The sequence below is a fragment of the Hanamia caeni genome, assembly GCF_003721595.1.
GTDB classification, from domain to species: domain Bacteria; phylum Bacteroidota; class Bacteroidia; order Chitinophagales; family Chitinophagaceae; genus Ginsengibacter; species Ginsengibacter caeni.
The window spans coordinates 249,209-268,380 of sequence record NZ_RJJR01000004.1; the positions used below are offsets into that span (position 1 = coordinate 249,209).

19 protein-coding genes are annotated in these 19,172 nt (G+C 39.9%); 10 read left to right on the top strand and 9 right to left on the bottom strand.

The genetic code is table 11. The features are described from left to right. Positions 1-120: 120 nt before the first annotated feature. A complete protein-coding gene (locus tag EFY79_RS07085; RefSeq protein WP_123120065.1) occupies positions 121-828 on the bottom strand; it encodes a FadR/GntR family transcriptional regulator in 708 nt (235 codons plus the stop codon). A 166-nt stretch (positions 829-994) separates the two neighbouring features. Here EFY79_RS07085 and EFY79_RS07090 point away from each other — a divergent pair, with 166 nt between their 5' ends. The 6 genes from EFY79_RS07090 to EFY79_RS07115 all read left to right on the top strand — a co-directional run bounded on the left by EFY79_RS07090 (position 995) and on the right by EFY79_RS07115 (position 11,568). Beyond that, positions 995-4,267 carry a SusC/RagA family TonB-linked outer membrane protein gene (locus tag EFY79_RS07090; RefSeq protein WP_123119977.1) on the top strand — a complete coding sequence of 1,091 codons (3,273 nt, stop codon included), beginning with the start codon at positions 995-997 and terminating at the stop codon, positions 4,265-4,267. Between the two features lie 40 nt (positions 4,268-4,307). Beyond that, positions 4,308-5,903 (top strand): RagB/SusD family nutrient uptake outer membrane protein, encoded by a 1,596-nt coding sequence (locus tag EFY79_RS07095; protein ID WP_123119978.1) that lies wholly within the window; start codon positions 4,308-4,310, stop codon positions 5,901-5,903. Positions 5,904-6,019: 116 nt separating this feature from the next. Continuing rightward, a complete protein-coding gene (locus tag EFY79_RS07100) occupies positions 6,020-8,020 on the top strand; it encodes a family 20 glycosylhydrolase (protein WP_123119979.1) in 2,001 nt (666 codons plus the stop codon). 186 nt (positions 8,021-8,206) lie between these two features. After that, on the top strand, positions 8,207-9,148 hold the full coding sequence (locus tag EFY79_RS07105; RefSeq protein WP_123120066.1) for a dihydrodipicolinate synthase family protein: 942 nt from the start codon (positions 8,207-8,209) through the stop codon (positions 9,146-9,148). Between the two features lie 3 nt (positions 9,149-9,151). After that, positions 9,152-10,330, top strand: a complete 1,179-nt coding sequence (locus EFY79_RS07110) for a galactose oxidase (RefSeq protein WP_123119980.1) — start codon at positions 9,152-9,154, stop codon at positions 10,328-10,330. Next, on the top strand, positions 10,330-11,568 hold the full coding sequence (locus EFY79_RS07115; RefSeq protein ID WP_123119981.1) for an MFS transporter: 1,239 nt from the start codon (positions 10,330-10,332) through the stop codon (positions 11,566-11,568). Before EFY79_RS07110 ends, EFY79_RS07115 begins: the two co-directional genes overlap by 1 nt. A 177-nt stretch (positions 11,569-11,745) precedes the next feature. Here the strand turns inward: EFY79_RS07115 and EFY79_RS07120 are convergent, their stop codons facing one another. Further along, on the bottom strand, positions 11,746-12,966 hold the full coding sequence (locus tag EFY79_RS07120; RefSeq protein WP_123119982.1) for an MFS transporter: 1,221 nt from the start codon (positions 12,964-12,966) through the stop codon (positions 11,746-11,748). Between the two features lie 161 nt (positions 12,967-13,127). Between EFY79_RS07120 and EFY79_RS07125 the strand changes: the two genes are divergently transcribed. After that, the gene (locus EFY79_RS07125) at positions 13,128-13,490 is read left to right on the top strand and encodes a sialate O-acetylesterase family protein (protein WP_394338869.1); all 363 of its coding nucleotides are present in this window, start codon (positions 13,128-13,130) and stop codon (positions 13,488-13,490) included. 38 nt (positions 13,491-13,528) lie between these two features. Then, positions 13,529-13,705, top strand: a complete 177-nt coding sequence (locus tag EFY79_RS21400) for a hypothetical protein (protein ID WP_158605171.1) — start codon at positions 13,529-13,531, stop codon at positions 13,703-13,705. 36 nt (positions 13,706-13,741) lie between these two features. Here EFY79_RS21400 and EFY79_RS07130 read toward each other — a convergent pair whose 3' ends face one another. Genes EFY79_RS07130 through EFY79_RS21570 form a run of 4 tightly spaced genes read right to left on the bottom strand, consistent with a single transcriptional unit; the run spans position 13,742 to position 15,654 of the window. Continuing rightward, on the bottom strand, positions 13,742-14,377 hold the full coding sequence (locus EFY79_RS07130) for a trimeric intracellular cation channel family protein (protein ID WP_123119984.1): 636 nt from the start codon (positions 14,375-14,377) through the stop codon (positions 13,742-13,744). Positions 14,378-14,391: 14 nt separating this feature from the next. Then, positions 14,392-15,066 (bottom strand): M20/M25/M40 family metallo-hydrolase, encoded by a 675-nt coding sequence (locus EFY79_RS21560; RefSeq protein WP_199727486.1) that lies wholly within the window; start codon positions 15,064-15,066, stop codon positions 14,392-14,394. Beyond that, on the bottom strand, positions 15,041-15,232 hold the full coding sequence (locus EFY79_RS21565) for a M20/M25/M40 family metallo-hydrolase (RefSeq protein WP_394338867.1): 192 nt from the start codon (positions 15,230-15,232) through the stop codon (positions 15,041-15,043). The genes EFY79_RS21560 and EFY79_RS21565 overlap by 26 nt, the downstream gene beginning before the upstream one ends. Next, on the bottom strand, positions 15,229-15,654 hold the full coding sequence (locus EFY79_RS21570) for a M20/M25/M40 family metallo-hydrolase (RefSeq protein ID WP_199727475.1): 426 nt from the start codon (positions 15,652-15,654) through the stop codon (positions 15,229-15,231). Before EFY79_RS21570 ends, EFY79_RS21565 begins: the two co-directional genes overlap by 4 nt. A 319-nt stretch (positions 15,655-15,973) precedes the next feature. Here EFY79_RS21570 and EFY79_RS07140 point away from each other — a divergent pair, with 319 nt between their 5' ends. Together EFY79_RS07140 and EFY79_RS07145 are read left to right on the top strand one after the other, a co-directional pair. Beyond that, on the top strand, positions 15,974-16,570 hold the full coding sequence (locus EFY79_RS07140; RefSeq protein WP_123119985.1) for a DapH/DapD/GlmU-related protein: 597 nt from the start codon (positions 15,974-15,976) through the stop codon (positions 16,568-16,570). 40 nt (positions 16,571-16,610) lie between these two features. Further along, entirely contained in the window at positions 16,611-17,006 is a 396-nt protein-coding gene (locus EFY79_RS07145) for a putative quinol monooxygenase (protein WP_123119986.1), read from the top strand. Positions 17,007-17,119: 113 nt separating this feature from the next. On the opposite strand, the gene EFY79_RS07150 is transcribed toward EFY79_RS07145, so the two are convergent. Genes EFY79_RS07150 through EFY79_RS07160 form a run of 3 tightly spaced genes read right to left on the bottom strand, consistent with a single transcriptional unit; the run spans position 17,120 to position 19,149 of the window. Beyond that, positions 17,120-17,692 (bottom strand): NADPH-dependent FMN reductase, encoded by a 573-nt coding sequence (locus EFY79_RS07150; protein ID WP_123119987.1) that lies wholly within the window; start codon positions 17,690-17,692, stop codon positions 17,120-17,122. An 18-nt stretch (positions 17,693-17,710) separates the two neighbouring features. Beyond that, positions 17,711-18,547, bottom strand: a complete 837-nt coding sequence (gene ygiD / locus EFY79_RS07155; RefSeq protein ID WP_123119988.1) for a 4,5-DOPA-extradiol-dioxygenase — start codon at positions 18,545-18,547, stop codon at positions 17,711-17,713. A gap of 26 nt (positions 18,548-18,573) precedes the next feature. Continuing rightward, a complete protein-coding gene (locus EFY79_RS07160) occupies positions 18,574-19,149 on the bottom strand; it encodes a YceI family protein (protein WP_123119989.1) in 576 nt (191 codons plus the stop codon). Positions 19,150-19,172 lie beyond the last annotated feature (23 nt).

Below are 19,172 nucleotides of genomic sequence, written 5' to 3' on the forward strand. Positions count from 1 at the left end.
TCGTTAGTTGTCCTTTTTTACGGAAAGAATTAAATACCGCTAAAAGTTATTTTGGAAACAGTAAACGAATAAATAAAGCCTATTCCTGTTTTCACATTTACACATTTTCAATTTCATGTTTCAATCAAAAATCCTCGCAAAATGATTTTCCAGATGATGGCGCATGGCATTCCTGAATAGTTCGGGCGTTCCTTTATCTAAAATATCCACCAGTTCTTTATGAGAAACAAATTTTTTAAAAGTAATTGGTTTGCCAAGCAAGCCACTGTGATGCACATAATCGAAAACCGGTAATAACATTTTCTGAAATTTTTTCATGGTTTCATTTCCGGTGATCTCATACAATTTTCCATGAAAGGCAATCTCATGGCTGATATTGAACAAATGCTGATCAGTAAATTCAGGTTCTTTACTGACAATTTTTTTCAATTCTTCAATGTTTTCATCTGTTTTTCTTTTAAAGAGAAAATCGGCCATGCCTATCTCGAGTGCTAACCTGATTTCAAAAATCTCTTTTAATGTATCCTGGTCAAGGATGTGCGGGTTCATGCTTTTGCCCAGGATGCCGAACAAATCAGGGCTGGTTATTACTGCGCCTTTTTTCTTTTTAGACTCAATAAGGCCCATCATTCTTAACCGGAGCAGCGCTTCGCGGATAACAGTGCGGCTAACGCCAAGCGTTTCTGCCAGCTCAATTTCTTTGGGAATGGAATCGCCGGTTTTAAGCTTCTTCTTTTGTAAGGTTTCCACCAGTTTTTTTTCTACTCTGTCCACCAGGGATGAAGTATCAATTGTTTTCAGATTTTTTTTAAATACTGTGGCGTCCATTTTTAATAAAAAGGTTTTTTGTATTTGTAAATGTAAATCAGTTATGACCAAAAACCAATGAGGATTAATGTTTTAAAGAAATTATAAAATTTTTTTTTGCTGAATGCAAAATTAGTATTTAATTTTGTTATGTCATACATAATCCAAATAATTAAAATTTTGTAAAATGAAATTGTCATACCTGAAAACGGGATTTTTGGCTGTTTTGATTTTTTTCACTTCTGCTTCATGGGCCCAGATGAAAAAAATATCCGGAAAGGTTACCCAGGAGAATGGGTCTCCTCTTGAAAGTGTAACTGTAGCCATTAAAGGAAAAGAGCCAGTAGCCATCACTAATGCCACCGGCGATTATGAAGTAGATGTCGCCGCGGGCTCAACGCTTGTATTCACATTTACCGGTTTTGACCCTGTAGAGAAAAAAGTCGACAAATCTTCTATAATCGACGTGGTGATGGAACCTCACCAGGCAAAGATGGATGAAGTAGTAATTGTAGGATATGGCACACAAAAACGTTCACAGATTACAGGTTCTGTTTCCAAACTTGATAGTAAGGTTTTGGAAACAGGTGTTCGTTCAAACCCGGCAGCGGCGCTCGAAGGAACCATTCCGGGTTTAAGGGTGCAGCAAACATCGGGAAGGCCGGGTGCAATGCCCGGCATAGTTTTAAGAGGGGGAACCGACTATGGAGGAGGAGGATCACCCTTGGTGGTGATAGATGGAATTGTAAGGCAAAGTCTGAGTGATATCAATCCAAATGACATCGAGTCAATTGAAGTTTTGAAAGACGCTTCCGCCACTGCAATATATGGTGCAAGGGCAAATAATGGAGTAATTCTTGTTACCTCCAAAAAAGGGAAAAAAGGCATATCTAATATTACATTGGATGCCCGCGTCGGAATGAATCGCTTAAATATTCCTTTTCACTTTTTGAATGCCAGGGATTACCTGTATTGGTCAAGAACTTCAATAAAAAATTCCGGCTTGTATGATCCAAGCAGGCTTAGCCAGCTAACTTCTTCAGGCCCTTTCGGAACCGGCAACCAATTGTTTGATGCAGATGGCAATTTCATAGATGGCAATCAGAATTCCCTGGGTGTGTGGAGCACCATGATTCTGAATAATCAAAACCGGTTTAAACTTAACGAAGGATGGCAAACCATGATTGATCCCGTGTATGGCGATACTTTACTTTTTACCAATTTTGATTATGCAGATTATGCTTTGCGATCATCTCCTGTTACCCAGGATTATAATATATCCATGACGGGCGGAAATGACAAAGGGAAATATTATGCGGGCTTTGGAACCTACAATGAGCCCGGCTTTCCTATCAATACCTTTTATAAAAGAACGACTTTCGTTTTTAACGGAGAATATAAATTGAAATCGTGGCTTACTTCTCAATCCGGTTTAAACTTCGCACGTGCAAGATGGAGAGATGCCGTAACCAATAATGAAGGCAATTACCTTACACGGTCGTTGGGCGCTCCGCCTACCATGCGCGGGAAAAATGAAAATGGGGATTTATTGGTAGGAAGGGATTATTCAGATGGAAACCCTGCTGTAAATGATGACAAGTTTATAAGGAAAAATGAAACGGATAAATTCACTTTATCACAGGCCTTCAAAGTGGATTTCCTCTCCAATCTTTATTTAAGGGTAAGTGGCAACTGGTTTTACAGCGAAGGTGTTTATGAATCGTTTAATAAAGACTTTTTGCAAAGCCCTGGAAAGATAAACACCACGCGAAGTTCAAGCGCTTCGTTCGATAGGGATTTTTCTCAAACTTATAATGCAGTCGTGCAGTATAATGGTGCAATTAAACAACACCATTTTGACCTGATGGCCGGCTCTGAGTATTACGATATTTATTCAAGAGGGCTTGCTGCTTCAGGTTCAGGAGCACCCACCGATGATTTTATGGATCTTGGATTGACCTCTACTGATGAAGGCAAGCGTGGTGTAAATTCTGATCATTCTGAACAACGCATTCTTTCCTTCTTTGGCCGTGCTACCTACGACTATGAAAACCGGTATTTATTAACTGCAACCTTCAGGAGAGACGGTTATTCAAAACTCATCGATAACCGATGGGGAAATTTTCCCGGTGTTTCAATAGGATGGAATCTGACAAATGAAAACTTTTTCGCGAAATATACCAAGACAATCAACTACTTAAAATTAAGAGCCAGTTACGGTATTAATGGAAATGTGGATCCTAATAAAATTACGGCCTATAATCTTCAGGGAAGTTATGGCACCAACCGTTATGATGGAAGTGTAGGCTATCTTTTAACGGACCTGCCCTTTCCGAACCTGAGATGGGAAAGAAGCAAGACTTATGAATTCGGATTGGACGCCACTTTAATTAATAAAATTGATTTATCGCTTTCAATTTATAACCGGAAAACTGATGACAAGATCTCTTCCTTCAATCTACCGGCTACTTCGGGCTATACCAGCCTTACCACAAACAATGGAAGCATGCAGAATTCGGGAATTGAATATAATATAAATTACAGGGTATACCGCTCGGCCAACTGGAAGGTAGATTTTGCCATCAATGGCGCTTTTAATAAGAATAAAATCTTAAAACTGCCGGCAAACGGGCTGCCGAATAACCGGCAGGGAGGGTTGCAAATCTTTGATCCTAAATCAGGGCAGTTGATTTGGGTAGGCGGATATCAGGAAGGCCAGGATCCGAATGTAGCCTACGCCTGGCAGGTAGAAGGATTGTACAGAACTGAAAAAGATCTTCAGCAGGATGGACAGCGTGTGGACCTTGAAGGATATAAAGTACTGCTTGGCCCGTCAAAATACAACAGCCTCACAGCAGATCAACAAAAAAGCTATTATCCTATTGCGCTCGGAGATGTGAAATGGAAGGATGTAGATAAGAATGATACTATCGATTTCAGAGATAGGGTATATATGGGGCGTACCGTTCCCCGCTATGTGGGTGGATTTACTTTAAGCGCAAGCTATAAAGATTTTTGGGCGAGCGCACGGTGTGATTATGCTTTAGGCTTCGTTGCCTATGATGGACCACGCGCATGGTTCCAGAGTATGGCCCAGGGAACATTTAATACCACTACAGATGTTAAAGACACGTATACCCCTGAAAATGCAAATGCAAAATTTCCTACTTATTATTGGGCGGACCAGCTTTATAAAAATAACACGTTCCGCGGTTCCAGCATGTTTTATCACAAAGGCGACTACCTTGCCTTCCGCGAAATCAGTATTGGATACAATGTGCCTGCCAGCGTAGCTTCTAAAATCAAAAGCCAGGGAATTACGGTTTCGCTCACCGGCCAAAACCTGGGATACATAAGCCAGTCTACCTTATACTCTCCTGAATCAGCAAGTGTTGGCATTGGAGGCGGCGGATATCCTTTGCCCCGAACTTTTATAGCCGCAGTAAAATTTGTTTTTTAAATAAAAAAATCAATTGCAAAAAAGCAAAAAACATAACAACATGAAAAAAATATTTTCCTATCTTTTTGCAGGCCTGCTTGTTATTTCTGCGGCATCCTGTAAAAAATTAGACCTGGCGCCACTCGACTATTTTGGAAGCGGCAACTTCTGGAAAAATAAATCGCAGGTGGATGGCGCTATGATTGGGTTGCACAGCCAGCTTAGAGATTACCAGTTCACTTTTTATACGATGGGCGAAATGCGCGGTGGCGATTTGATGACAGGAACCGGAGCTACAGGCACCTCCTCTTTGAATTCGCAATCCATCATTACGCAGGATTTACGCGAATCAAGTCCTGGAATATCCAACTGGGGCGGATTATATAATCCAATTTTCCAGGTCAATAATTTTATTTCACAAGTAGAGAAAGCTACTTATTTAACAGGCCAGGATAAATCGTACTATTTAGGGCAGGCTTATGGATTGCGTGCCTTTTATTATTTCAATTTATACCGCACATTTGGAAGGGTGCCTCTTGCCAAAGAACCTAAAGTGCTAACGAACACACCAACTTCTGCAGACCAGGCCTACCTGCCCCGGGCGGCCACAGAAAAGGAAACCCTTGATTTTATTAAAAGCGATATAGATAATTCAGTAAAAAATTTCAACGGTGATTACACATCCAAGGGCAACAAATCCCAGTGGTCGCTTGGAGCCACCAACATGCTGAAGTCGGAAGTTTATTTGTGGACAGCAAAAGTAAGAACTGATGGTCAGGCTCCTCAAAACACAGCAGCAGATCTTACGGTAGCAAGAACTGCTTTGGAGGATTTAATTTCTCATTACACCCTGCAATCTAATTTCGGGGATGTTTTCAAATACAAGAACAAAGGTAACAGCGAAATCATCTTTGCGCTCAGGTATGCTGTAGGAGAAGCGTCTAACAATTTCAGCCAGTTTGTATACCAGGCCTCTGACCCGATGGCAAGCTTTGTAAATTCAAGCGGTGGTTCGCTGGTTCCTAATCGTTATCAATCCGATGTTTCCAAAACCGGCGATCCCATGAACCTTTTGGGAAGTGGCATCATCAGGTACGAATATCAATATGCGCTTTATCAGCAATTTGATACAGCCCTGGATTCAAGAGCAAAGTCAACATTTTTTGATATTTATAAGCCACCCATTGCCGATAATAAATTTGTGTTGCTATCTAAATTCTTAGGGACTATTGACAACGGAAGTCGCATTTTCGCAGATGATATTCCGGTTTACCGCTTAGCAGAAGCCTATTTGCTTCTTGCAGAAATTAAAAACAAACAAGGCGAAGATCCATCCGCTGAAATCAATTTAATCCGTGCCCGCGCTTATGGAAGCAATCCCTATCCGGTGTATGTTAATGGCAGTTTCGAAGAAAATGAACTGGCTATATTCGAAGAAAGGCAGAAAGAATTTGTAGGTGAAGGAAAGCGCTGGTACGATTTACGCCGCATGCAGGATGCTAATGGAGATCCGCTGGCATTTAAAACCGATGTGCCTTTGGTGGGCGTTTTAAGTAAAGACAATGCTTATAAATTACTCTGGCCGATTGACAGGTCAACTTTAACTTCTGATGAAACGCTTGTAAACGATCAAAATCCAGGTTATCCGGGTACCTGAGAAAGCTTTTGGCATTGAGGAATAATCATCTTCAATGCCATTTTTGTTTAAAGATTGGCACAACATAATTGTACTTTTATCAAAGGGGAAACCAATATTTTCATTTAAGATTCTTCATGATGCCTGACAGGAGAAATATAATTATTCCAAAAATTTTTTTTCTAATTTTTGCCTTTTCTTTTTTAGCTTTTAAGGTTCAATCTCAACCCGCGCTTATTCCTTTACCCCAATCAGTAGAATGGGAGAAAAATGATTTTAGTTTACATCAATGTAAAGCCATTTTGATTACGGAGGATGCTTTATTAAAGCCGGCGCAATATCTGCAGCAAATGCTTTCCGGGTACAAAATTAATGTAAGAATAGATTTTAGCGTTCCGGAAAAAGACGGTCCCTTTATTGAATTGAAGCTGGGAAATGTTATGGCGCCATCCTCTGTTATGGAGGCTTACGAGCTACATGTATTGCAGGAAAAAATTGTATTAACAGCAAATACCACCCACGGAATTTTTAATGGTTTGCAAACATTGCGTCAACTGATTTCAAAGAATAAAACAATAGCCGGCTGTGAAATTAAAGACTGGCCTTCGTTTCAGTGGCGCGGATATATGGTGGATGTGGGAAGAAATTATCAATCTATGCATTTGTTGAAACAACAGATCGATATGATGTCTCGCTACAAATTGAATGTTTTCCATTTTCATCCAACAGAAGATATTGCGTGGAGAATTGCGATTAAAAAATATCCACAGCTTATTGAGGCAAAAAATATGATTCGCGATAAAGGGAAATTTTATTCTGAAAAAGAAATTAAAGAATTGATTCAATATTGCCGCGACCGCTTTATCACTTTTGTTCCTGAAATAGATATGCCGGGCCACAGCGCTGCATTTACAAGAGCATTTGGTTTCAACATGCAAAGTGAAAAAGGTTTTGCAATCATCAAAGAAATAGTGAGCGATTTTTGCGACACTTATAATGTTCCCTATTTTCATATCGGCGCTGATGAAGTAAAATTTACGAATGAAAATTTTATACCTGAAATCACGGATTTAATTCATCATCATGGAAAACAAACAATTGGCTGGTACCCAGGCGGAAATTATGATGATTCAACGATCCGGCAAATGTGGGAAAGCGGAGGGATGGACAATCCGCGTTCACGCTACATTGATTCACGAAGTTTATACCTGAACCACATGGATCCCGAGGAAAGTGTGGTGAGCATTTTTGAAAGACAACTTTGTGATACTACTCATGGAGATAAAAAAAAGTTGGGTGGTGAAATTTGTTTGTGGAATGATCGTCGCGCAGGCAATGAAAACGATCTGCTTCGAATGAATCCTGTTTATCCTTCGATGCTTGCTTTTGCAGAAAGATCGTGGCGTGGCGGTGGTTTCAGCGGTGTGGTAGTGAATATCGGGACAGATTCCCAAAGAGTAAAAACTTTCAAAGAATTTGAAAACAGGCTCATCAATCACAAACATCTGTATTTTGAGAACCTTCCATTTCCTTACGTTCGCCAAAGTGATCTGCATTGGGAATTATTTGGCCCTTTTGAAAATGACGGCGATTTGAAAAAATCTTTTTGGCCTGAAGAAAAAAATATTTCTCTAAACGATTCTATTTCTGATTTACAAGTAAGCGGCGCTACAATTTATTTGCGTCATTGGTGGTATCCGGTGCACACTTCATGGATTAAAAATCCAAAAGAAAATACTACCTGGTATGCTTACACGAAAATTTATCGGGATACAGAGGAAGTTGGAAACATGTGGATTGGCTTCAATGATTTGTCACGTTCAACCGCAACTGACTATCCTGATAGAGGAACATGGGATAACAGGCAAAGCGAGATTTGGCTGAATGGAAATATAATTCCTCCGCCTGAATGGAAGAATGCCGGCAAACAAGGTAATTCAGAAGTGCCATTGACAGATGAAGGTTACTCTTATCGCAAGCCAACGAAAGTGAATTTTAAGGAAGGATGGAATACGATTTTGGTAAAGCTTCCGGTAAAAACTTTTAAGGGAAAAGACTGGCAAAACCCTGTAAAATGGATGTTTACAGCAGTTCCGGTGAAGAAAGGAAGTGGAGTGAATTGGGATGCGGATTATTGAATGATTTAATTATTGAATTATTAAACTGTTCAGGAAATTATTTGGTTGTTTCATTGTTGAATTGTTTAATGGTTAAAAATGTTGTAGTGAACAAAGAAATAATCACATTTTTTATTTCTCATTTTGTATCGCAACCCGAAGGGGAATTTTAAAAAAAATAAAAGAAAAAATAAAATATCAATTACAATGAAAATAGCGCATTTAGAGGGACTGATAGCAGCTCCTTTTACACCAATGGACAAAGACGGGAAATTAAATCTTGATTTAATTCCGGATTATTACCGGTTTCTGAGGGATAATAGAAATACGGGCGCTTTTATCTGCGGATCAACAGGGGAAGGGGTTTCAATGACCGCGGAAGAAAAAAAATCAGTGATAAAAGCATGGGCCGATGCTGCAAAAGATGATAAGAATTTTAAGGTAATGGCTTTGGTTGGAGGAACGAGCATTGAAGATGCAAAAGACATCGCAAGATATGCACAGCAATGCGGATTGTATGGTGTTTCATTTACAGCTCCGTTTTATTTTAAGCCAGCGAGTGTTGAAATGCTTGCTGGTTGTTGTAAAGAAATCGCTGATGCAGTTCCTGATATGCCATTTTATTATTACCACATTCCTGTGTTAAACGGAGTTGGTTTTCCTATGATTGATTTGTTGAAAATCGTAGATAAAACCATTTTCAACTTTGCAGGGATAAAATATACTCATGAAGATTTTATGGATTTTCTTTCATGCCTCAATTTTCAAAATGGAAAGTACGACATGCTTTGGGGCCGCGATGAAAATATGCTTTCGGCGTTAGCAGTTGGCGCAAAGGGCGCTGTGGGTAGCACTTTCAATTATGCAGCTCCGCTTTATTATGAGTTGATTGACGCATTCAATGAACATGATTTGAAAAAAGCGCAGGCATTGCAACAACAATCTATCGACATGATTTATTTGCTGGGAAAATATGGCGGCATTGCTACCGGTAAGGCCTACATGAAATTGGTCAATTTGGATTGCGGCGAATTCCGTTTGCCGGTAAAAAATATGAGCAGCAATGAATTTGAATTGTTTAAAAAAGAGGTGGAAAAATTAGATTTCAGTAGCTTTTGCTCATCCAAACCTTCACCGGTTAAAAGCTAAACTATGGCCCGATTTATTCTTTTTTTTATTTTTATTTCCCTGTTGCTTACTTCTGGTTCAATGGCTCAAAATCCCGCTTTAACTATATCCTGGAATAAAATTGCAGTTATTCCATCATCTCATTCCAATGAAAAATCTTTAGGATTTGCCGGCGCTATAAATGGCGTAAATAACAATGTTCTCATTGTTGCCGGCGGATCTAATTTTCCAAGTGCATTACCCTGGGAGGGCGGAAAGAAAGCATACTCTGATAAAATTTTTGTGCTTGAAAAAAATGGTGATGATTTTATTTGGAATAAAAAAGTAAAAAATGTTTTGCCTGAGCCAATAGCATACTGCGGAACCGCATCTACACCATCAGGAATTGTTTATGCAGGAGGAGAAAATAAAAACGGAATTTCTAACAAATGTTTTTTAGTAAAATGGAACGAACATAAAAATGAAGTTGATATAAAGCCGTTGCCTGACCTGCCTATCGCCTTAACGAATGTGGCAGTTACAAATATTGATAATATTGTTTTTGCCGCAGGTGGAGATAATACTAAAAGTTCTTCCAATAGTTTTTTTAGTATTGATTTAAACGACGAAAATACACAATGGAAAACACTTCCTTCACTGCCAATTGCACTGGCAAATGCCGCTGCAATTGCGCAATCAGGAAAAGATGGAAAAGAAATTTTTATCATTGGGGGACGATCTAAAACTTCTTCCGGTATCAGTGATTTGAATAATACCACTTTCGCTTTTGATCCTAAAACACGGGAGTGGAGAAAATGCGCTGATATTTCTGACGGAAAAACTACAACTAACTTATCTGCGGCTTCAGGCGTGGCTTTGGGAGAAAATGAAATTTTAATTACCGGTGGTGATAACGGAAAAACTTTCCATCAGATTGAAATCCTCATTTCAAAAATTGCTTCTGCAAAATCACCTGAGGAAAAAGCAAAGCTCACAACAGAAAAAAATAATTTGAGCATCCATCATAATGGTTTTGATAAAAGCCTGTTGTTGTATAATACTAACGGTGATGCATGGACGAAAATAGGAGAGCTTCCTTTTCTTACTCACGTTACAACAACAGATGTTGTATGGGGAAATAAAATTATAATTTCAAATGGAGAAATAAAACCGGGAATAAGAACGCCGGATGTGATGATGGGAACAGTAATCCAAAAGAAATAATGCAAAAAGATAAAAATTATAAATGGATTTTAGTTGCGCTTCTTTGGGTAGTGGCCTTGCTCAATTATATGGACAGGCAAATGCTTTCAACGATGCGCCCTTCCATGCAAATTGATATTCATGAATTGCAATCAGCAACCAACTTCGGATATCTCATGGGCATCTTTCTTTGGGTGTATGGTTTTATGAGCCCCGTTTCAGGAATTATTGCTGATAAATTCAACCGTAAGTGGCTCATCGTTGGAAGCCTGTTTGTTTGGTCTGCGGTAACTTATGGAATGGGCCTGGCAAACACTTTCCAACAGGTATATTGGCTTCGCGCTGTTATGGGAATCAGTGAAGCGCTTTACATTCCTGCCGGTTTATCCCTAATCGCTGATTTTCACTCTGATAAAACAAGATCGCTTGCGATTGGAATTCACATGACAGGATTGTATGTAGGCCAGGCCCTTGGCGGCTTTGGGGCCACTATTGCTGCAGCCTATACCTGGCATTATACATTCCATACCTTTGGACTTATCGGTATTGCCTATTCAGTTATTCTGATTCTTTTTTTAAGAGAAAAAAAAGAAGATCCTTCAGAACAGTCGGCTGGTAGAACACTGATAAAAGAAAAAGTTCCTGTTTTTAAAGGATTGGCAATATTGCTCAGCAATATTTCATTCTGGATTATACTGTTTTATTTTGCTGTGCCCAGCTTGCCGGGTTGGGCTACTAAAAACTGGTTGCCTACTTTATTTGCAGAAAATCTTCATATTCCCATGTCACAAGCGGGCCCATTGTCAACAATAACAATTGCGGCTTCATCTTTTATCGGGGTAATATTTGGAGGAATTTTATCAGACCGCTGGGTCCAGAAAAATATCCGCGGACGGATTTATACCAGCGCCATCGGACTGGGTTTAACGATTCCCTCTTTATTGCTTTTAGGTTTTGGCCATTCTCTTTTTAATGTTGTCGGAGCAGGGCTTTGCTTCGGTATTGGCTTTGGCATGTTTGATGCGAACAATATGCCCATCCTTTGCCAGTTTGTTCCGCAAAAATTAAGAGCCACAGCGTACGGAATTATGAACATGGTAGGTGTTTTTGCCGGAGCATTCATCACCGATCTTTTGGGAAGATCTTCAGATGCAGGCAACCTCGGAAGAAGCTTTGCGATGCTGGCAGGGATTGTTGTAATTGCGCTGATAATACAGATAAGTTTTCTGAAGCCAAAGGTGAATAATTATATAGAGTAATTATTTTCTGGTAAAAAAGAAATTGCTTTATTTCCTTATTTACTGTAAAATCTTTTGTTTAGAATCAAAGAATCATTTCGGGAAAGCTTACCAGGCTTATGCTAAAACTCAGGAAATTGAATTGCAGCAAAAGTTTGACTTGAATAGCTGATCCATTTATCTGGCATATAAAAGTATTCATTTAATTTTTTCATTCAATTCAAGTTCATTTCCTTTTACAATTGATTTTCTAAAAATCAATAACAAGGCAATAACAGAAACGCAAAGGATCAAATAACTATAAGCCAGCGTTTGCTGTCCGGGGATGGGAAATAAAGTTAACAAACCGGATAGGGCAACAGAAAGTACAATATACGATCCGCCGCTGGTGATGCCGCCGGCAGTAGCAGCGTTTTTGGGAAATCTTATCAGGCAATGAGTAAAGAAAAGATTATAAATGATCCCTTCTATCAAATGAATAAAGACCACAAAAATCATCAACAGAAATATGGTGTTCAGAAAATCCAAAAAGGTGAACATTAAAAGGATGATTGCGGCTTGAATGAAAGAGAAGATGATCGCTTTTTTTAATAAATGAGCAATGCCGATATACCTTCCGATAATCCCTCCCGAAAAAAGTGCAATCCCTGAAAAAAGTGCACAATAACCCGTGACAACGGGGGAAAGATGAAACACTTTATCAATAATAAATGGAATGGCTATGTTAAAGGATATGACGAGGCAAAAGCTCAATCCAAGAATCACTACGCCCACACTGAAATCCCTTGTTTTCATCAGTTTTAAATAAATATTGGTAACGGGCTTGAAATGAAAGTGGGTACGATATCTGAGCGATTCCCCGCTGTATTTTAATTCTGCAATAAGCAGGATGACGGCATAAACAGCCAGGAAATAAAAACTGGAAGTCCATCCGAAATGCACTTGAAGAAAACCACCCAGGAACGGGGCAACGATGGGTGCTGCGCCCCACACAATAGTCAATAACGCTGTATAGCTTTGCTGTTGCTTGCCTGAATAAACATCTACAAAAAAAGTTCTTTTTCCTACAGCAATAAAAGAAACACAAAGGCCCTGAAGAATGCGACAGGCATCTAACAGAAATAAATTTCTCGTAAGTATGATCAGGATATTCGAAACAATGAATAATATCAGCGCAATGATAACGGGCTTGTAGCGACCGAAACTATCCATCAGGCTGCCTGCAAAAAATTGGCCTACCCCATAGCTGATGAGGAAAACAGATAAGGTTAACTGGATCTGGGCAGGTGTGGCATGGAAAACACGAACCATTTCGGGAAAAGAAGGAAGATATAAATCGGTAGCAAATCCGGATAACGGAACTAATCCAAAAGCGGCTATGGAAGCGGCTTTGCGATTAGACATATTTATGTGTTTCATCTATAAAAATAGAAAGTGCAATAATAATAATAATAGAATCGGTAAAATTAAATCAATTCAATAAACCGGCTGCGGGAATTCAATAAATAACAAGCAAATCGCAATCGCTCATATTCCTTGCTTTACTAAAATATTTCTTATTAATTAATGATGCACACAATATTGATTTGTATGCTTATAATTTTGAAAAATTAATTTCTTCATGGAGAAATTTATGGAATGAAAATCTGCCATTTTATTTTGTGCAATTGTCTTCTATTGACCGTCCTTCGTGGCCTTATTTCAGGGACATGCAGAGGAAAGTTTCCTTGAAAATTCCAAATACTTTCATGGCCATTTCAAGCGATTATGGCGATTCATTAAATGTGCATCCTACACACAAACAGCCTGTAGGAGAGCGTTTGGCACTTCTTGCATTAAAAAATAGTTATCATAAAAATATTATTGCCAACGGCCCCGAAGTGAAAAGTGTTTTGCAAAATGGGAAAGACATTGCAATAACTTTTTCAATGCAAAAAAATTAAAAACCCGAAATAATGAACCATTAATTGGCTTTGAGGTAATGAATGAAAAGGGCAAAATATTATCACCGGGGGCGGAGATTAAAAATACCCAGGTGATTTTATTTTTGAATAAAGAAGAAAAAATTATTAAAGTGTTGTATGCGTTCAAACCTTTTACCAGGGCCAACCTGGAGAATGAAGCAGGATTTCCGGCGGGTAGTTTTCTGTTTCAATAATTCCGGAACATTAAGCTACTTTAGCCCTGCAAAAGTTTAGTTTTCTTTATTTGTTTTTTTATGAAATGCAGGTAGCTCCCAGTGGAAATAAAGGGCCAAAATTCGCAGAGTACAACAGAGCAAAAAACCGGCAAGGAATGTCCAATCACTATACCAGTTCAAATATTTTCCCAACACTACTACACCTGCACCTGCCAAAGCCGCCGATGCATAAATTTCTTTTTCCAGGATTACCGGAATGCGATTCAGCAAAACATCGCGCATCAGACCGCCGCCCACAGCAGTAATCATCCCCAGCAACACGGCCACTTCATAGTTATGTCCATATTCCAGCGCTTTCTGCGCGCCCGACACGGCAAAAAGCGATAAGCCCAGGGCATCAAACAAAAGCACGGGTTTATTTAACCAACTTGACAGCCAGTTCAAACTCATTGTAATGATGGCGGCAATCATAGCCGTCGCGAGGTAGCGCCAGTCTGATATGCCGGCAGGCGGCACTGCACCGATGCACAAATCCCTGATGATACCGCCGCCACAGGCCACCGTAAATGCCACCACCAAAATGCCAAATATATCGAGGCCTTTGTTTTTTGCAGCCACAGCGCCACTTACGGCAAATGCGAAAGTACCGGCCAGGTCAATAAATGTATAAAGCGAATGCAGATAATTCATATTGCAAGAAACTTTTAATTCAGCCAGGCTGCTGCAGCCGTCATCATTGCCTGTAAGCCGGTTTTTAAAGTTGGATTGATAACCGGGGCAAATTTAGGAGAATGATTACTCGGAATCGAATTGAGCTGATTGTTTTTTATGGCATCTAAATAAGTTTTTGGATCAGTGCCGCCTACAAACCAGAAAACATAAGGCACCTTCCAGCTTCTTCCGAAAATGCTGAAATCCTCACTGGCAGTTGCCGGCCCGGTTTCGTGGGCGTTATCGCCAAAAATTTCATGAAAGGCCGCAGCTACCTTTTCGGTGGCAGCAGCATCATTTTCTGTCAATGGGTACGAATCCAGGTCTGTAAATTCCGGATCTTTGGGAGCATTGGAAGCGGCACATTCCGCGCAACAGATTCGTTTTACTGCAGAAAGAATATGATCTTTTACGCCATCGTTAAAGGTGCGGACATTTAATTTCAGCGTCGCATCTTCCGGAATAATATTCTCCTTTGTACCGGCTTGTAATGAGCCAATAGTCAATACAGCCGTTTCTGATGGCGCTATTTCGCGCGAAACTATTGTTTGTAAACGTAAGGCCGTAGCAGCCGCCATGATTACCGGATCAATAGATGTTTGCGGAAACGATCCATGTGCTCCCTTGCCAAAAAGTTTTACCTTAATGCTGTTGCCTGCGGAAAGTATAGCGCCGCCGCGGTAGCCAACAGTTCCGGTCTCCTACCATCACGTGCTGGCCGAGAATAATATCCGGTCTAGGGAAACGCGTCATCATGCCATCATCAATCATTCCCTGTGCGCCGCGCCCTACTTCTTCGCCGGGTTGAAAGACCACCATCAGCGTGCCGTTCATTGGTCTTTATGTTCCGAAAATAATCTTGCCACACCCATCATCCAGGTTACATGCAAATCGTGGCCACATACATGTGACACGCCCACTTCCACGCCTTCTTCATCTCTCGCTTTTACATTGCTGGCATAAGGGAGGCCCGTGTCTTCCGTTACAGGAAGCGCATCCATATCAGCACGTAGCATTACCACAGGGCCATCACCGTTTTTCATCATACCCACCACACCCGTAACACCAATGCCCGTTGAAACTTCATACTGATATTTCGTCAAATAATCCGCCGCAATTTTAGACGTACGAAATTCCTGCATAGACAATTCAGGATTCTTATGAATATCCTTGTAAATTTCTTCCAGTTCGGGAAGCAGCTTATCAACAAAAGGATTCAGGCTGTTATTGAAGGCCTTGATTTGTTCTGTTTGCATGATGATTTATATTGATGACTGATAATTAATTATTGTTTTTCCACACCAGTTTAGATGTTACTTTTTTTACCACCTTACATAATTGGCGAGGCTGAAGCCAGGTGCAGAAAATAGCCTTTAATTTTCACCATCCTGGTTGCATTTGCATCTTTACGTGTCGGATTTGACAACATTTCCTACCACAATTTTTAATCCGAATAATAATTGACAGCAAACGAACAAATAATGCCAACTTTTATTTTCTTTCTAAAAAATCATTAGCAACCACAAAGCGCAATTCTGGAACTACCTTTGCAGATAGTTTTCAAACTCAAAGAATATGGAACAACCAGGAAAAGAAATCAACCAGGATCAGCACAACAAAGATATTTTTGAGCGATTGAGAAAGGGCGAAACCATTCCCCCCGGTGATTCTGAAGCTTATAGGATGCGTGATGCTTCTTATGCAACGAAGAAATTGCTTGTTCAGATGAATGATTCCCACGATCCGGCAGAAATTCGGAATTTGTTGAGCCAGATCACCGGTTCGCAGATCGATGAAAGTACTGCGGTGTTTACACCATTATATATCAACTATGGAAAGCACACGAAGATTGGTAAAAATGTGTTTATCAATTTTGATTGTGTATTCCTGGATTTGGGCGGAATTATCATAGAAGATAATGTGCTGATCGCTCCAAAAGTAAGCCTGCTTTCAGAAGGACATGACATATCGCCGCAAAGCAGGCAAGCACTTATACCGGCGCCTGTTCATATCAAACGTAATGCATGGATTGGGGCAAATGCAACAATACTTCCCGGTGTTACTGTTGGGGAAAACGCAGTGGTGGCTGCAGGCGCTGTTGTAAACAAAGATGTTCCGGATAATACGATTGTCGGCGGTATCCCCGCTAAAATTATAAAAAGAATTGAGTAGATTTAAAACATATTTTTCAAAAAATGGATAATAAAATCAAATGAAAATTTTTTTAATTACCGCACTGATTCTTTTTTCTTTTGGTAATGTTTTTGCTCAAAAAGATACCATGCTGATTCGTATTTCAGAAATAGAAATTGATTCAAACTATCTCGATCAATACAATGCCATTCTCAAAGAGGAAGCACGGGCATCTGTAAAATTAGAGCCCGGTGTTATCGCCATTTATCCTATGAATCAACAAGAACATCCAACAGAGATCAGGATTTTGGAAATTTATAAAAACAGGGAGGCGTACGAATCGCATTTAAAAACCGCGCATTTTCTGAAATATAAAACCACCACGCTAAAAATGGTCAGGTCATTAAAGTTGATTGATATGGAAGCACTGGATGCAGAAACGATGTCTTCCATTTTTCTTAAGATGAAAAATTGAAAATGAACGGTGACAAACACCGGATGCTGATTCTTTTTCCTGTGTTTCTGCGTTTTCTTCCCATAATAGATGATAGTAAACGGGTAAATAATGAAGATTTTTATTCTTCCATCTTATCCCTTGTCTTCTTTTATTGCCTTCAATCCTTTTGTCCATCGTACCAATTGTTTCAGCATATTTTGCGCTGCTTTGTAAGAAATTTCATTGGTTACAAATTTATTTTCATCATTAATATTTTGTTGAAAAAAAGGAAAGTTTACTGCTTCGGTGAGCGGAACCATTCTTAAAGTAGAAAGGTCTGCCTTCAACGCATTGGCAGCCCTTGTGCCTGCTGAAACGCCGCCGTAGCTTACGATTGCCGCGGGCTTGTAGCCCCACTCCTGCGATAAATATTCCAGCGCATTTCTTAAAGGCGCGGGATAATTATAATCGTATTCGGCAGTTACAAAAATGAAAGCATCCGCTTCATCAATTTTGGCGCTCCACCACTTGGTATGTTCATGCTGGTATTTTCTCATCACCGGGTGATTGGGTTCATCCATCATTGGTAATTTTATTTCGCCCAGATCCAATAACTCTACATTAAAGTTTCCGTTTTGTTTTGCCAGTTCTGTAATCCATGCCGCCACCATCGGGCCTTTACGCCCGGGGCGGACAGTTGATGAGATTATTTTAAGATTGTACATTATATCAATTATAAATTCTTAATTTTTAATTAAAACCGAGGTCATCGTAAGAGAACCGGCGACCGCCTTATCATTGAAGAAAGAAACATGGTCTTTATTTCCTTTCAATCCTAATGAATAGAGCAATGGCAGATAATGTTCCGGTGTTGGAATCGCAAGCTTCGCTTCAGCACCCAGGCTTTCATAATTGATTAATGGTTTATGGTCGCCATCGGTAATCAATTGCTTAAAAGTGTCATTCATCTGCAAAGCCCAGTCATATCCAAATCCCGGATTGTTCATATTCTGCCACGACACCATCCTCAAGTTATGTACCATATTGCCGCTACCGATAATCAATACACCCTTTTTACGCAAATTGTACAATTCTTTTGCAAGGCTGTAATGATATTCCGGACCTTTGGTATAATCGATGCTCAATTGCAATACTGGGATTTTTGCATCCGAATACATACGCCTCACCACAGTCCACGCACCATGATCCAATCCCCAATCGTGGTCTAATTCCACATGCGCTGATTGTATCAGTGACGCGGTTTCCATAGCCAGCGCCGGATTGCCTGGCGCAGGATATTGCACATCAAACAATGCCTGCGGAAAACCACCAAAGTCATGAATTGTTTCAGGAAAATCCATTGCCGTAATACGTGTGCCATTACTGAACCAGTGCGCAGAAACCACTAACACCGCTGTGGGCGTGGGGATTTCTTTGGCCATCTGTGTCCAGCGTTGGCTGAATTCATTATCTTCTATTCCATTCATTGGCGAACCATGGCCTATGAAAAGCACAGGCATTAAATATTCCTGTTCTTTTAAACCGCTGGTAAACTTATTGAATGTTGCAAGACTGTTCATTTTAATGTTCCTTTTTTTTTTAATTGTTAGCCTTCGGATATAAATTCTCCGTCAGCTTTTATTTTTACTTCATCGCTCAGCATAGGCGCAGGAAACTTAGGCCCTAATTCAAAATCAGAACGTTTAAGGGTGCCTGTTAGTTGAAAACCTGCGGTTAATTTCTTTGACTGAGGGTTTTCAATTGTGCCTCTGTACCATAAGTCCATCGTTACCGGTTTGGTAATACCGCGAAGTGTCAGGTTGCCATTCAACTTATATCTGTCTTTTGTTACCTTAGTAACAGAAGTACTTTTAAAAGTCATGGAAGGATATTTTTCCACTTCAAAAAAATCTGCGCTTCTTAAATGATTATCGCGCATTTCAATCTGTGTATTGATGGAGGCGACGTTCACCGAAAGTTCAAAAACCGCATCGCTGAAATCTGCTTTATTGGCGATCGCAGATGCTTCGAATTTGTTGAACAAGCCATCCACATCAGAGATACCCAGGTGGGTTACGCTAAAAGTAACTTTGGAATGATTAAGGTCTGCATTCCATTTCGTCTGCGCAAAAATCGCCGTACTAAAAAAAGCTACGATTAATAGAGAAAATAATCTTTTCATGATTGTTTTTTTGTTTGTTTTTG

Coding starts and splice junctions, on each gene's coding strand:
- EFY79_RS07085 (WP_123120065.1), bottom strand. CDS start 828: ATGGACGCCACAGTATTTAAAAAAAATCTGAAAACAATTGATACTTCA.
- EFY79_RS07090 (WP_123119977.1), top strand. CDS start 995: ATGAAATTGTCATACCTGAAAACGGGATTTTTGGCTGTTTTGATTTTT.
- EFY79_RS07095 (WP_123119978.1), top strand. CDS start 4,308: ATGAAAAAAATATTTTCCTATCTTTTTGCAGGCCTGCTTGTTATTTCT.
- EFY79_RS07100 (WP_123119979.1), top strand. CDS start 6,020: ATGATGCCTGACAGGAGAAATATAATTATTCCAAAAATTTTTTTTCTA.
- EFY79_RS07105 (WP_123120066.1), top strand. CDS start 8,207: ATGAAAATAGCGCATTTAGAGGGACTGATAGCAGCTCCTTTTACACCA.
- EFY79_RS07110 (WP_123119980.1), top strand. CDS start 9,152: ATGGCCCGATTTATTCTTTTTTTTATTTTTATTTCCCTGTTGCTTACT.
- EFY79_RS07115 (WP_123119981.1), top strand. CDS start 10,330: ATGCAAAAAGATAAAAATTATAAATGGATTTTAGTTGCGCTTCTTTGG.
- EFY79_RS07120 (WP_123119982.1), bottom strand. CDS start 12,966: ATGAAACACATAAATATGTCTAATCGCAAAGCCGCTTCCATAGCCGCT.
- EFY79_RS21400 (WP_158605171.1), top strand. CDS start 13,529: ATGAATGAAAAGGGCAAAATATTATCACCGGGGGCGGAGATTAAAAAT.
- EFY79_RS07130 (WP_123119984.1), bottom strand. CDS start 14,377: ATGAATTATCTGCATTCGCTTTATACATTTATTGACCTGGCCGGTACT.
- EFY79_RS21565 (WP_394338867.1), bottom strand. CDS start 15,232: ATGAACGGCACGCTGATGGTGGTCTTTCAACCCGGCGAAGAAGTAGGG.
- EFY79_RS21570 (WP_199727475.1), bottom strand. CDS start 15,654: ATGCAAACAGAACAAATCAAGGCCTTCAATAACAGCCTGAATCCTTTT.
- EFY79_RS07140 (WP_123119985.1), top strand. CDS start 15,974: ATGGAACAACCAGGAAAAGAAATCAACCAGGATCAGCACAACAAAGAT.
- EFY79_RS07145 (WP_123119986.1), top strand. CDS start 16,611: ATGAAAATTTTTTTAATTACCGCACTGATTCTTTTTTCTTTTGGTAAT.
- EFY79_RS07150 (WP_123119987.1), bottom strand. CDS start 17,692: ATGTACAATCTTAAAATAATCTCATCAACTGTCCGCCCCGGGCGTAAA.
- ygiD (WP_123119988.1), bottom strand. CDS start 18,547: ATGAACAGTCTTGCAACATTCAATAAGTTTACCAGCGGTTTAAAAGAA.
- EFY79_RS07160 (WP_123119989.1), bottom strand. CDS start 19,149: ATGAAAAGATTATTTTCTCTATTAATCGTAGCTTTTTTTAGTACGGCG.